Consider the following 13,326-nt stretch of genomic DNA (forward strand, 5'->3'; position numbering starts at 1 on the left):
ACGCTTGATTTTGGAGAATAAACGTTTGTCGCCCTTTTTTATCCCGTACATCATATCCAACATGGCAGGAGCTCTCGTAGCCATGGACTATGGTCTTTTGGGCCCCAATTATTCAATCTCTACAGCGTGTGCGACAGGAAATTACTGCATAGATGCAGCGTATCAGCACATAGTTTCTGGTCGAGCGGATATGATTATTTGTGGAGGATCTGAGGCTGCGGTTAATAGACTAGGTTTGAACGGATTTGTGGCTAATAAGGCCCTTTCTCAGCGTAATGACGATCCAAAGGGAGCTTCTCGCCCTTGGGATAGAGATAGGGATGGCTTTGTTCTTGGGGAAGGGGCTGGAGTTCTTGTTTTAGAGTCGTTGGAGACTGCTTTAAAGAGAAAAGCCCCTATATATGCAGAAGTTTTAGGGACGTATACAACTTGTGATGCTTATCATATGACGGCTCCTAGAGAGGATGGCTTGGGGGTCACAGCCTGCATAAACGGGGTTTTAAGAGAAGCTGGCATCGAAAAGGAAAGAGTAAATTATATTAATGCTCATGGGACTTCTACAGAATTAGGAGATATTGCTGAGGTAACAGCTATCCGTAAAGCTTTTGGTTCTCACACCAAAAATATAAAAATGAATGCTACAAAGTCTCTCATAGGGCACACTTTAGGTGCAGCCGGTGGTATAGAAGCTATTGTCACGGTTTTGGCGATTTTGAAGGGGCGGCTACATCCAACTCTTAATTTAGATAATCCAATACCAGAGGTTGAAGGTATAGATTTGGTTGCCAAGAAAGCGAAAGACTGTGACATTGATGTAGCTATGTCGAACTCCTTTGGATTTGGGGGACATAACTCGACTGTATTATTATCTAAATATATTCAATAAAGTTGGCGATGGAAACTGTGAAAAAAGATTATTCTTTCGGAATTATTCCGATCAAGTACTTGGAAGGGCGTGCTTCTAGAAACATAAAAGTTTGTTTGATTCGTCATGCTAAAGGGGGGCATTGGGGGTTCCCAAAGGGGCATAGTGAGGAAAATGAAGGGCCTCAATTTGCTGCTGAAAGGGAACTTGTAGAAGAAACAGGATTGGGAATAGTCTCATTTTTCCCAAAGGTCCTTAAAGAGCATTACGAGTTCTCCCAAGGAGGACAAACGATTTCTAAGGAGGTCACTTATTTTATAGCTGAAGTTTCAGGGGAAGTCCGAGCAGATCCCGAAGAAATATCAGACTATAATTGGGTCTCTTTAGGAGAGGCTTCGAAAATTCTAAGTTTCCCAGAAGCTTTAAATACTCTGAAAGAAGCGAAAGCATTTTTGGATAGCATTCCTGCTCGAGAATAGTCCTATTTTTTCAAAAAGACTCTTAGAGCCCTGGGCGCAGTTAAGCTCCAGGGCTCTTTTTTTTAAGCGAATGATTCCATGTAATCTTCGTGGGCGAGTCGAATAACTTCTTTCGCTTCTTCTTTCCCGTAGACGCCAGCCACTTCTACTTTAGGTTTCCCTGAGCTCATCAGGTGGTCTGGTGTGGCTTTGTATGTAAGGAAATAATGGACGATCATGTCCAAGATGGTGGAAGGGCAGTATGTAATATCTGCAATGCCACCATAAACTAGATCGTCTTCGAGAACAGCTATAATTTTATCATCAGCTTCGCCAGAGTCAATGATTCTAATGCCTCCAATAGGTCTAGCTTGAACTAATATATTTCCTTGAGTGATGTTTTTTTCTGTTAAAACACATATGTCCAGAGGGTCTTTGTCTCCAAAAATATCGGATCGATTTAGTTTTTGAGCGGAGAACTCCCCAGAACGCTTTCCACAGTATGTTTTAGGAAGTAACCCGTATAGACAAGGGCAGAAGTTAGAGTATTTTTGGGGTCTGTCTATTTTTAATAAACCACTCTCTTTATCTAGCTCAAATTTCACAGAGTCAGAAGGAGTAATTTCGATGTAACAGCAAAGGCTCTCATAGTTATCTGAGGAGAGCTCTGGGCCATGCCAAGGGTGAGGGATAAACCTTTTAGTCATTTATGGATCTCTCATTTTTTATTTTTCAGGGTATCATTATAGAGAGTTTCATACAAAATTGATAGGCCTCTTTGTTTTGACTTTTAAGTATCTTTTGATGATCATTTCTCTTTGTGTTTCAGGAGTGTTATGAAGTATCGTCTAGTTCAGGAAGACTTAAATATTGATGATTATGAAAGAGTAATAAGGTTTTCTTGTAGGGAGACGCTATTAGATTCTATCATAGCTATTCATAACACTCGTAAAGGGCCAGCTCTTGGTGGCATTCGAATGCTCCGTTATAGCTCCTTTGAAGAAGGCCTGAGGGACGTGCTTCGTTTGGCAAAGGGAATGACTTACAAGGCTTTTGTTTCTGGAGTTAATACAGGAGGAGGGAAGAGCATAATATTTTTGCCCGAAGGTGATTTTGACAGGGAAGCTTTGTTGGAAAGTTTCGGTCAAGCTGTAAACTCTTTGCAAGGAAGTTACATTTGTGCTGAAGACATGGGAACAACCCCAGACGATATGCAAGTTATTCATAGGGAGACGAAATACGTCGTAGGGAAGAAAAATGTTAGTGGAGACCCCTCTTATTATACAGCACATGGTTTGTTTCTATGTTTGAAGGCTGTGGCTAAGGAGTTAGATGCTGCTTTTGATAGGTCTCTTAGGGGCTTAAAGGTTGCCGTTCAAGGCTTGGGAATGGTAGGATTTAAGTTGGCGGAGAAGTTATTTTGGGAGGGGGCATCCCTTATTGTGGCCGATGTAAACGATGAAGTGGTGAATATTGCTCGGAAAAGGTTTTGTGCAGAGGTTGTTGATACAACGGAAGTAATGTTTGCTTCCTGTGATATATTGTCCCCTTGTGCTAGGGGCGGTGTCTTGAATAGTGAAAATGTGTCCAGATTGCGTTGCAGAGGTGTTGCTGGAGCAGCCAATAATCAGTTGGAATCCCCTGAAATAGCCGAAGAGCTGCTTAATAGAGGGATTTTGTACGCGCCAGATTATTTGGCTAATGCTGGAGGGCTGATTAATGTCGTCTCCGAGCTGGGTGGGCAATATGATCCAAGAGAAGTTCTGTTTGCTCTGGATAGAATTCCATCAGTGTTCGATGAAGCATACAAAGTTTCACGAAATAATAACATTAGTCTTGAAAGAGTCTTATTAGAGCGTTTCCAAAAAGATTTTTAGATCGTTCCTTCTGGATAGATAGCGCTTAATTTTGTCAAAACTTCTTCATGAACGTTAGGCCTGGAAGAAGCCACAATGGTCGCGTTATTTTCTAAACATAGCGAGTTTCTTATTGTTAAAGGCCTTCCTAGAAGATCGGACACAATACCTCCAGCTTCCGCTGTTAGTAAAGATCCGGGAATATGATCCCAAGGTTTAGCCTGGACTTGTACGTAAGGTACTCTAAGAAAAAAATCCACTTTCCCGGAAGCTACATAAGTGTACTTACTTTGACTATCTAACCGGACGGGTTGAGGGCGAGAGAGCAGCTGCTCACTCAATTGTCGAGTTGTTTGATGCTGTTGATTGTAAGTAGACATAGAAGCCTCGCAAAACTTGCAAGTATAAGCTTGTGCTGTGTGGATTCTTTTTCTCTCAATACTCCCTCCAGAAAAAGATAAAGAAAAAGAGCCATGGTTTTTTCTTGCGGAAAAAACTTGATAAGGTTGATGAGGATTGAGTAGTCGAGTGGTTGGATCGGAGCATGCTATAACAGAAAGAAGAGGCTCTTTATTAATCACGAGAGAAATAGCTACGGAGAAGGCTTGGTTTCTAATGAACCCAGAGGTTCCATCAATTGGATCTATCAACCAGAAGGAGTCTTCTATAGAAGGATGTTTTTGACTCAGTACTTCTGTAATAAGCTCTGGGGAAGCTTTGGTAGTGCATTGCGTTGCAAAGTTGTAAATGCTGAGTAGTTTTTCCTCTGGCAGGTCGTGATAATTCTCTTCGCAAACCAATGGGATACCAGGAGTTTTTTGAGCCAGTTGTTGTTGGATAAGAAACTGAACGCCATAGTCTGCAGATGTAACAAATGACCCATCCGATTTCTTCCAAACAGAACTGAGAGGAAGGTTTTGTTGGTAGTGCACGAGTTTTGGTAATATAGAAAAAATTAGGCGTTCAAGAAATTGTTGGTAATTGGGAAGGAGCTGATAAAATGAATCTAACATAGTTTGAGATAGATAAGCTTAAGATAAAGCATATTATCAAAAGCGCCGTTTATGTTAAACTGGAGGTAGACGGGACTGTTTTGTTAATTAAACTGCTAACAAAGGTATTGGCGAGCTAGAAGTGCTTAAGGATTTTATAAATTTTTTCATTTTTTACCTTGTGAAATTTTTGCTTTCATTGCGCTATCGATTTACGGTTACTGGATTAGATGCGTTAAACTTAGATAAATCTTGCGGGGTATTGCTTCTTTCCAATCACGTTGCAGAGATAGATCCTGTTATCATAGAATTCTTGTTATGGAGAAAATTGAAACCGCATCCGTTGGCTTCTAGCAGTTTATTCAAATCCTCTTTTGTGCGCTGGGTGCTAGGTCAAGTAGGAGCCGTTGCTGTTCCTGATGTTTCTTTTGCAGAAAAGGATAGAATTAGAAAAAAAAATGAAATCAGCAAGTACTTCTCTACTGTTTTAAAAATACTGAAGAATTCTGAGACAGTGCTTCTTTATCCATCAGGAAAGATTTCTCGCGAAGGACCAGAGGTTTTAGGAGGAAGTTCTTCTGCCTATGTTTTGTTGCAAGAGATTGATAAATGCAACGTGGTGTTGGTGAGAATTAGGGGATTATGGGGGAGTTCTTTTTCCAGATACAACAGAAACTCTACCCCTCCATTGGGAGCAACTTTTAAGAAAAGTTTCTTTGCTCTTTTGAGAAAAGGCTTTTTCTTTTTGCCCCGTCGTCCGGTATCTTTGACTTTAGAGCGGGTAGACTTTTCTCTGCTGCGGTCATTTGCAGGTAAACAGGAATTGAATCGTTTTTTAGAAGCCTGGTTCAACAGGGATCCAGAAAGAGTCTGTTTAGTTCCTTACTAATTTAGTTTTCTTGCGTTGATAGTTATATCTGAAAGAAGGAGAGCATAATGGGGCGACAAAGAGATCCCTGTGCGCCGTGTAATAAAAACTCAGGCTTTCGTCGAGGGAAGACTATTCTAGAAAAGTTCCTTCGATTGTGCGACGATTTGTCTGAAGAAATAGTTTGTTTTGAAGATCAATTAGGTTTCTTTAGTTATAAAAACACTAAGCGAGCCATTATAGCTTTAGCTAAAGAGTTTAAAAAATATTCCGGTGAATCTCTAGGTATAATGATGCCGGCTTCTATAGGGGCTTACATTTCTATGTTTGCTACCCTACTCGCGGGGAAGATCCCAGTAATGATAAATTGGACCCAAGGGAGAAGAGAATTAGTTGCAGGTTTAGAAAAAACTCAATTGAAAAGAGTTATTACTTCAAAAACCTTCTTGGAACATTTGAAAAAAAATCGTGACGAGGAAAATCTAAGAGCACTTTTTGATCCAGATCAGATGGGTGAGGTTGTTCTCGATGCTATTCATCTAAAGAAAGTGAGTATTGAGAGTATCTATGCTTCTATGGGCTGGATCAGCAAGCTCGCTGTATGGGGATTAAGCCTTCTGCCTATTTCTTGGTTACTTCGTTTCTTCGGTGTTCATAGAGTTTCTGGTGATGACACGGCGGTTATGTTGTTTACCTCAGGGACTGAAAATGTTCCCAAATGTGTTCCTCTAACGCATAATAATCTTATTGTGAATCAAGAAGATTGTTTTCCTTTCTTCGATGTTAAATCCGTAGATAAGGTAATTTCTTTTTTGCCTCCTTTTCATGCTTATGGATTTAATAGTTGTACCTTGCTTCCGTTGCTTGCAGGTGTCCCTTTGGTTTTTGTCGCAAACCCCTTAAATATTAATCGAATAATGCAGCTCATGAAAAGTAAACGAGCAACCATAATGGGGACAACACCCACTTTTTATGGCTATTTTTTAAAAAAAATAGAGAGTGACCCTAGTTTTGCTGAATCTTTATCTCTGGTTGTTTTAGGAGGAGAGCGAGTTAGCGAAGAATTGTACAACTCTTCAGAGAAATTGTTACCTCACGTGAAAGTTATTCAGGGATATGGCGCAACAGAAAGTTCCCCAGTTATTACGTTGACTCCTAGAGAATTGAATCGTGATGGAGTGGGGTATCCTTTGCCTAGATCCTCTATCAAAATTTTATGTCGTACTACTTTAACTCCTCTTCCTGAAGGAAATCCTGGGATTGTCGTTGTTGCAGGACCTTCGGTTTTTTCAGGCTATTATGGAGAGGCTCCTAATTTTGGGTTTGTTAATCTTGATGGAGAGAAGTACTATAATACCGGTGACATAGGTCTTCTGACAAAAGAGGGATACTTGCTTCTCTTAGGGCGATTGAGTCGTTCGGTTAAGATCGGAGGAGAAATGGTGAGTCTTGAGTCTGTGGAGTCTATTCTCCAAGAGCACTTTCTCTCAAAAAAGGGAAAAGGATGCTATGGAGAGGGGCCATGCTTCGTTGTCTGCGGATTAGAAAGAGAAGCCGAAAAAACCAAACTCTGTTTATTTACGACGTTAGAACTTTCTCTGCAAGAAGTGAATGAAGCCCTTAAACAGGCCGGGACGTGTAGCGTGGTAAAAATCTCGGATGTTCAGAAGCTAGAGGCTATCCCTTTATCTGGGATAGGGAAGCCTAATTATGTATTGCTTAGTAAGTGGTTAGAGAATAAATAAAAAGGTTTTTGATTATTTCATATGGCGAGTCAGTCTATAGATTTTATTTCCAATGATTTTTTAGGATTTGCTGGGTCTTCCATGCTTCAGCAAGCAGTTCAGGACAAATATTTAGAGATAGTACATTCTTATCCAAAAGTGATGCAAGGATCGACAGGATCTCGTCGTATTGTAGGTGGACATCCATTTCAATCCATACTGGAAGAAAAAATAGCAAAGTATCACGGTTTTGAATCCGCAGTTATCGCACACTGCGGTTACATGGCTAATTTAAGTTTGTGTTATCTAGTTTCTGAAGTCGATGATGTGATGTTGTGGGACGAAGGTGTACATGTATCTATTCGCGAAGGAAGTTTGATCATTTCTGGAAAGCAAGAGTCTTTCCTGCACAATGATATGGAGCATTTAGAAAAACTATTGATTAAGTACAGAGAAAAAGGATGTAATCGCATATTCATTTTCATTTCTACGGTTTATTCGTCAGACGGTTCGTTAGCTCCTCTCAACGAGGTCGTCGCTCTGTCGAAAAAATATGAAGCTCTTTTAATTTTTGACGAAGCTCATGCTTTAGGTATTCACGGATGTGAAGGTAAAGGTTTTGGGTCTGAAGATTTTAGAAAGGATGTTTACGCGGTACTAGTCACTTATGGTAAATCCTTCGGGGGATTTGGGGCTGCTATCCTTTCTTCTAAGATCGTTAGAGAAGATATCATGGAAAAAGGTACTCCTATAATGTTTTCTACAGCACTTCCTTTGCACGCGCTCGTAGTGATAGACAGAGCTTACGAACACTTTAAAACTTTTGGAAACTCTCTAAGAAAACAAATTTTCAATTTAAGGAATTATTTCTCTTCCTTTGTCTCAGATAGCTCGCCAGGATGTGTGCAGTCGATAAGGTTTTCAGAGCGTCAGCATGCTTTGGATTGGGTAGAGGCTCTAAAGGAACATAATATTCAAGTTGGTATTTTTGAATCCGAATCCGTGAGCTCCGTTCGGATTAATTTGCATGCGTTTAATAGCTATCGAGATATAGACACTCTCTTTAGGGTTGTGGAGAATTTGTTAGAAAAAGGTCGTTGTAGGATCGACGTCGATCATAAACTTCACTTTTCCAGAGAGTTTTGCGTCAAATAGAGCTTTTTGCAAAGATCCGTTAATACGCATAATTTGTTTTCCTTTAATCAGAAATTGATATCGAAAGAAATCTTTGATTTTAGAGTAGCCACAAGAAGTAATTTCCATAATTTGAAAATCTGGGGAAGGTCTTTTTGCTAATAATAAGTGAACTTTTTTGATTTCAGACAAGGTCTCCTCGGAATTTTTCCCTATAAAGATACATCGGACAAGCCTTTGGAAGGGTGGAAAATCGCATAACTCTCTTCCAGGAAGTTCTCTATGATAAAATGTAGAGTAGTCTCTCGCAACTGCAGCCAGGATGGTAGAGTGATCGGGTAAAAAGGTTTGGATAAGAACTTCTCCAGAAAGTTTACCTCTTCCAGATCGTCCTGCTACCTGAGTGATTAATTGGAAGACCTGCTCTGAAGCTCTGAAGTCTGGAATGTGTAACCCCGAGTCTCCGTTAAGAATCACAGATAGAGTAACAGAGGGACAATTCATTCCTTTTGCAATCATTTGTGTCCCAATGAGAACATCGGCTTTACCCGTAGAAAATTGGCGGAAAAGTTCATCATGAGCATTTTTGCTTCGGGTGGTGTCAGAGTCTATGCGGATGATTCGTATAGAAGGGAAGATAGCGTATAAAGCTTTCTCTATCTTTTCTGTTCCCATGCCGCGAAAAACCAATGACATGGAATCTCCACATTGTTCGCATTTTGTTGGTGGCGGAGAGATGGCATAGTTGCACAAATGGCAGGCTAGAGTATTAGATTTTTTGTGAAAGGTTAAAGTAACATCACAGTGTTTGCATTTTATAACATGTTGACAAGAGGAACAGAGAGCACTCGTGTAATACCCTCTGCGATTGTAGAAAATAACGGTTTGTTCTCCTTTTTTTAATCGCTCTTCTATTCCATTGATTACAGGTTGGGTGAACAATGTTGAAGAGTGAGATTTTTCTAGTTCCTCGTTCATGTTTATCAAAGAAACTTTTGGAGGGATTAGGCTAACAGCAGGATTAGAAAGGGTTAGCAATTGATACTTTCCCGATAAAGCATTGTAGTAGCTTTCTATACTAGGAGTTGCACTTCCAAGTAAGACCGTGGCGTTTGCTAGTTTTCCGCGCATGACAGCTACATCTCTAGCTTGGTAGCAGGGAGTGCTTTCTTGTTGTTTATAAGCGGGATCATGTTCTTCATCAACGATGATAAGCCCAAGATTTTTTAAAGGACAAAACAAGGCTGAACGGGGCCCTAGTATGACGTCTATAGCTCCTTCAGAAGCTTGCTGCCAAGTTTTGCTTTTCTCGCTATCGCTCAATTTGTGGTGGAGGATAGCAACTTTTTTCCCTAGACGGGCACGGAATAAATCCATGTTTTGCACAGTAAGGGCTATTTCTGGGACAAGGAATATGGAGCTTTTCCCCAGTTCTCTAGTTTTTTCTATAGCTTGGAAATATATTTCAGTTTTTCCGCTTCCAGTGACTCCAAAAAGAAGATGGGTTAGAAATTGAGCTTTTTCTAAGGAGTGAGAAATTTTTTGAACAGCCAGAGATTGTTCCGTTGTTAGAGTTTTGGATTCTGGAAGAAAAAATTCTACGTTATTTAATTGCAAATCGTATTCAGAGCTAGAGACTATTTTAATAACACCCGCCTTCTCAAGAGAAAGAACGGGTGAAGTAGAGACGCTAGCTTCTTTTATTAGCTCTGCTAATGTTAAGGAATGTGTAGAGTAGAGTAATGTTCGGAGGACTCTAACCTGGGGAGAGTCTGTAGAACCTTTTTCTCGAATGAGAGCTCGTATTTTGGATTTTGATTTTAAACAAGATACTAAGTAGTGCTCCTTGGGTTGCACTACTGTTTGAGCTTTGCTGGGAATTACTAGTTTTAACATTTTTCCTAGCGGGCAAAAGTAATACTTACTCATCCAGATAATAAGTTCTAACAAATCTTCTGAGAGAGTAATTCCTGAATCAATATTGTTGATAATTGGAAAAACATAGGGACTTTTAGTTTCAGTTTTAGTCCGAATGACTATGGCCGCTTTTTGAGATCCGCGCAGAGGCACTGAGACGACCGAACCTCTGAAAATTTCTGTTTCCAAATTTTCAGGAATGCCGTAATCCAAAATTTTATTAATTGTGGATCCAACAATTACTTCAGCGTATCGACGAAAGGTAGTTTGCTTAATATTGCCCATAAGTCTTTCTTTAATCCAGTATTGTTGGCGTATTCTTCAGAAGAGTAGATAGGGATTACAAGAGATTCTTTATTGTAAGAAAAAGAGGAATGAGGGGAAGTATTAGGAAAGTATTGCTGGGTTAGTATAGGAGACAATAATGTTAGAGGGTGCTGAGGTAGTAATTGTTCTAAAGTATCTGCCGAGTGAATGAAAACACACCTAGCAGGGAATAAGCGTTGGGTTATAACTTTAGCCAAACGTGAAACAAAGACAACTTCTTCACTGTCTTCTCTATGAGAAAAAATAGCACAGGGGATGATCATCTCTGAGAGAGCTTTATCTTTTAAAGAAGCAAAGGAAAGTCTTGATATATCATCTGTGGGGTCCACAGGAGATAACGATAGTTCCCAATTAGTACTATTGTATACGGGCTTTTTTGGTGAGGGTAGCTTTAAGGAATAAGATGTCGTTGTAGGCGCGTTCTTGGGCAGAGATTTCTGGGATACGTGAGAGCTCTTTGGGTCAAGAAGCGTAGTCTTTACTGGACTTGTGGGACGAGAAGGTTGATTGGCTGCTTTAAAAGATTGAGAAGTTTTTTTAGGTTTTGTTATTGCCAGAGGAGACAACGTCTCTGTTGTTTTCTCGACATGGTAGTAGAAGTCTTCAATGTTAGCAGCTAAACAATCAAGCAAGTAAGTAACAGATTTGTCCATCGTCAGCGAGGTTTCTTTAGAGCTAAAGTCTCCACTATATCCTCTGTTGGATTTATTGCTCCATTAGATCTTGTGTTTGTTTTTTTCTTTGGATTTTATTTTTATTCTGGCAATAACTGGAGGATGTGACTTTTTGTAGACATGAACGTGTATAAAATTACTCAGGGTTTTTATGAGAGTGTTAGTTAAAGTTTTTGTGGCTGTTTTTTGTTTGTTTTCAGTCTCTTGTTGTTATGGAGGGACAGGTAAGAACTCTTTGAAAAAAGTTAGTTATGACGGCGCCTCTATGCATAAAAAAGATCATGCAGCAATTGCATGGGAAAGTCTAAAGGAAGCAACAGAAGCATCCCAAAGAGATCGGAAGCCCATATGTTTGTTCTTTACCGGATCTGATTGGTGTATTTGGTGTATTCGTATGGAGAAACAGATTATGAGTACCCCAGAGTTTGCTAACTTTTCTAGAAAACATTTGCACATGGTGTTGGTGGACTTTCCTCAGTCGACTCCTCTGGATGAATCTACCAAACAACAGAATCGTTTGTTAAAACAGAAATATAATGTTAATGGGTTTCCTGAGTTGGTATTCATTGACTCTGAAGGAAAGGTGCTTTCTCGACAAGGATATGAACAAGGAGGGGCAAGACCCTATATTTCTAAGTTAAAGAGAGAATTGTCTATAAAGTAACCCAAAGTACAGGGTTGTAAAAGTTTTTTTCTTGTCTCGCTAAGATCCCTGGGAGATTCCTCTTTAGAAGAGGTTTCTTCTAGGATCGAAAATCTAACTCTAAACCCATCCCAACTTCTTTCATACGCATCTGGATTTTTGTTGTTTAAAAAGCGTATACTAGGGAAATGCTGCCCTCGTTTGGTTTATTTCTCGAGGGAATGTAATTTTATGAAAGAGAAGGAATGCACTTTATGTTATCAAAGCCCCCCTATGCTGACCGCGAGGATTTTCTTTATCGCTCTGAGAAATTAAAAGAAATTTGTGAAAGGGGTATTAATCCTTATCCTTATAAGTTTGCCAACATAGAAAGTGTTGAAAATCTATGCTCCCAAGATATTGGCTCCATAGGAGATAGTGAAGCGGCTTTATCGAAGCAGACACCTAAAGTACGTGTGGCTGGTAGGTTAGTATTATTCCGAGCTATGGGGAAAAATGCTTTTGGGCGGATCCTTGATGGCAATCATAACATCCAAATCATGTTTAACCGTGATTTTAGTCGTGTAGATGGTTTAGGAGAGGATCAAGACATCACTCCTATGAAGTTCATAGAAAAAAAACTGGATCTAGGAGATTTTTTAGGAATAGAGGGCTATCTATTTTTAACGCATTCTGGAGAGCTTACAATTCTTGTTGAGACGGTTACCTTGCTGGCTAAAGCGCTACTTTCCCCCCCGGATAAGCATTCTGGGCTTAGCGATAAGGAGGTTCGTTATAGAAAAAGATGGATGGATTTGGCATCTTCTGAAGAGGTTAGGAAAACATTTCTAACAAGAAGTCGAATTCTTAAATTGATCAGAAACTACATGGATAATCATGGCTTTATAGAGGTGGAGACGCCCATTCTGCAAGCGACCTATGGAGGCGCAGAGGCTGAGCCTTTTATCACGCGGGTGAATGCTTTACACACGGACATGTTTTTGAGAATTTCGTTAGAGATAGCTCTCAAGAAAATCCTTGTCGGAGGCACTCAGCGTGTTTACGAAATAGGAAAAGTTTTCCGTAATGAAGGCATAGATAGGACTCATAATCCAGAGTTTACGATGATAGAGGCTTATGCTGCTTATGCTGACTACAATGATGTTATGGTGTTTGTTGAAAATCTTGTAGAAAGTGTAGTCAAAGAAATTAATGACGGTAGCACTGTTGTGACCTATTCACACGCAAAACATGGAGAACAAACTATAGATTTTAAGGCTCCATGGATTCGTATGACTATGAAAGAGAGCCTTAAGCAGTATGCAAATCTTGATGTAGATCTCTGTAGTGATGCAGTATTAAGAGACGAGTTGCGAGGGAGAACTACTTTAAAAGAAGAAGAATTCTGTAGTGCCCCAAGGGGATTATTGATAGCAATGTTATTTGATGAGTTAGTTTCCAACGATCTCATGCAGCCGCATCACATAACAGACCACCCTATAGAGACAACGCCTCTTTGCAAAACTTTACGTTCCGGTGACGGGCAGTTTGTTGAACGTTTTGAAAGTTTTTGTTTAGGGAAAGAGCTTTGTAATGCATACAGTGAGCTTAACGATCCTATACAGCAGAGGAAACTTTTAGAAGAGCAGTTATTAAGAAAAGAGCTCGTTCCTGGGAGAGAGTGTCATCCTATAGATGAGGATTTTATAGAGGCTCTTTGTCAGGGGATGCCTCCTGCCGGAGGTTTTGGTATTGGTATAGATAGGTTGGCAATGATATTGACAAATGCCGCCTCTATTAGGGATGTCTTGTACTTCCCCTTAATGAAAAAAGTGTCGGCAAGTTCGATCGAAGAAGAGGCCGTAGAAGAAGATTCTTTAAAATAGAAA

The 13,326-nt window shown here is 40.0% G+C and carries 12 protein-coding genes; 8 read left to right on the top strand and 4 right to left on the bottom strand.

All coding sequences use genetic code 11. The annotated features are described in order from the left end of the window. Together KJA58_RS00005 and KJA58_RS00010 are read left to right on the top strand one after the other, a co-directional pair. Positions 1-886, top strand: an 886-nt coding sequence (locus tag KJA58_RS00005; RefSeq protein WP_213357441.1) for a beta-ketoacyl-ACP synthase II, incomplete at its 5' end; no start/stop codon positions are given. Between the two features lie 8 nt (positions 887-894). Next, positions 895-1,344 (top strand): bis(5'-nucleosyl)-tetraphosphatase, encoded by a 450-nt coding sequence (locus KJA58_RS00010; protein ID WP_213357442.1) that lies wholly within the window; start codon positions 895-897, stop codon positions 1,342-1,344. A 62-nt stretch (positions 1,345-1,406) separates the two neighbouring features. Here the strand turns inward: KJA58_RS00010 and KJA58_RS00015 are convergent, their stop codons facing one another. Further along, complete coding sequence (locus KJA58_RS00015; RefSeq protein ID WP_213357443.1) at positions 1,407-2,030, bottom strand: inorganic pyrophosphatase; 624 nt, start codon at positions 2,028-2,030, stop codon at positions 1,407-1,409. A gap of 129 nt (positions 2,031-2,159) precedes the next feature. Between KJA58_RS00015 and KJA58_RS00020 the strand changes: the two genes are divergently transcribed. Beyond that, on the top strand, positions 2,160-3,200 hold the full coding sequence (locus KJA58_RS00020; protein ID WP_213357444.1) for a Glu/Leu/Phe/Val family dehydrogenase: 1,041 nt from the start codon (positions 2,160-2,162) through the stop codon (positions 3,198-3,200). Here KJA58_RS00020 and KJA58_RS00025 read toward each other — a convergent pair. Continuing rightward, entirely contained in the window at positions 3,197-4,192 is a 996-nt protein-coding gene (locus KJA58_RS00025) for an inositol monophosphatase family protein (protein WP_213357445.1), read from the bottom strand. The two genes, KJA58_RS00020 and KJA58_RS00025, sit on opposite strands and share 4 nt — an antisense overlap. Before the next feature lie 121 nt (positions 4,193-4,313). Here KJA58_RS00025 and KJA58_RS00030 point away from each other — a divergent pair, with 121 nt between their 5' ends. From KJA58_RS00030 to KJA58_RS00040, 3 genes are read left to right on the top strand one after another with little or no spacing between them, the layout of a single operon-like run. After that, complete coding sequence (locus tag KJA58_RS00030; protein WP_213357446.1) at positions 4,314-5,060, top strand: lysophospholipid acyltransferase family protein; 747 nt, start codon at positions 4,314-4,316, stop codon at positions 5,058-5,060. A 47-nt stretch (positions 5,061-5,107) separates the two neighbouring features. Continuing rightward, on the top strand, positions 5,108-6,784 hold the full coding sequence (locus KJA58_RS00035) for an AMP-binding protein (RefSeq protein WP_213357447.1): 1,677 nt from the start codon (positions 5,108-5,110) through the stop codon (positions 6,782-6,784). A gap of 21 nt (positions 6,785-6,805) precedes the next feature. Next, the gene (locus tag KJA58_RS00040; RefSeq protein WP_213357448.1) at positions 6,806-7,918 is read left to right on the top strand and encodes an aminotransferase class I/II-fold pyridoxal phosphate-dependent enzyme; all 1,113 of its coding nucleotides are present in this window, start codon (positions 6,806-6,808) and stop codon (positions 7,916-7,918) included. On the opposite strand, the gene priA is transcribed toward KJA58_RS00040, so the two are convergent. Both priA and KJA58_RS00050 read right to left on the bottom strand, forming a co-directional pair. Further along, the gene (gene priA, locus KJA58_RS00045) at positions 7,847-10,099 is read right to left on the bottom strand and encodes a replication restart helicase PriA (RefSeq protein ID WP_213357449.1); all 2,253 of its coding nucleotides are present in this window, start codon (positions 10,097-10,099) and stop codon (positions 7,847-7,849) included. The two genes, KJA58_RS00040 and priA, sit on opposite strands and share 72 nt — an antisense overlap. Then, complete coding sequence (locus KJA58_RS00050; RefSeq protein WP_213357450.1) at positions 10,054-10,794, bottom strand: hypothetical protein; 741 nt, start codon at positions 10,792-10,794, stop codon at positions 10,054-10,056. Before KJA58_RS00050 ends, priA begins: the two co-directional genes overlap by 46 nt. A gap of 172 nt (positions 10,795-10,966) precedes the next feature. Here KJA58_RS00050 and dsbH point away from each other — a divergent pair, with 172 nt between their 5' ends. Together dsbH and lysS are read left to right on the top strand one after the other, a co-directional pair. Then, on the top strand, positions 10,967-11,479 hold the full coding sequence (gene dsbH, locus KJA58_RS00055) for a disulfide reductase DsbH (RefSeq protein ID WP_213357451.1): 513 nt from the start codon (positions 10,967-10,969) through the stop codon (positions 11,477-11,479). Between the two features lie 233 nt (positions 11,480-11,712). Next, positions 11,713-13,323 carry a lysine--tRNA ligase gene (gene lysS / locus KJA58_RS00060; protein WP_213357452.1) on the top strand — a complete coding sequence of 537 codons (1,611 nt, stop codon included), beginning with the start codon at positions 11,713-11,715 and terminating at the stop codon, positions 13,321-13,323. The last annotated feature ends 3 nt before the right edge of the window (positions 13,324-13,326 follow it).

Source organism: Chlamydiifrater phoenicopteri (genome assembly GCF_902807005.1).
In the GTDB taxonomy this organism is placed as follows: Bacteria; Chlamydiota; Chlamydiia; order Chlamydiales; family Chlamydiaceae; genus Chlamydiifrater; species Chlamydiifrater phoenicopteri.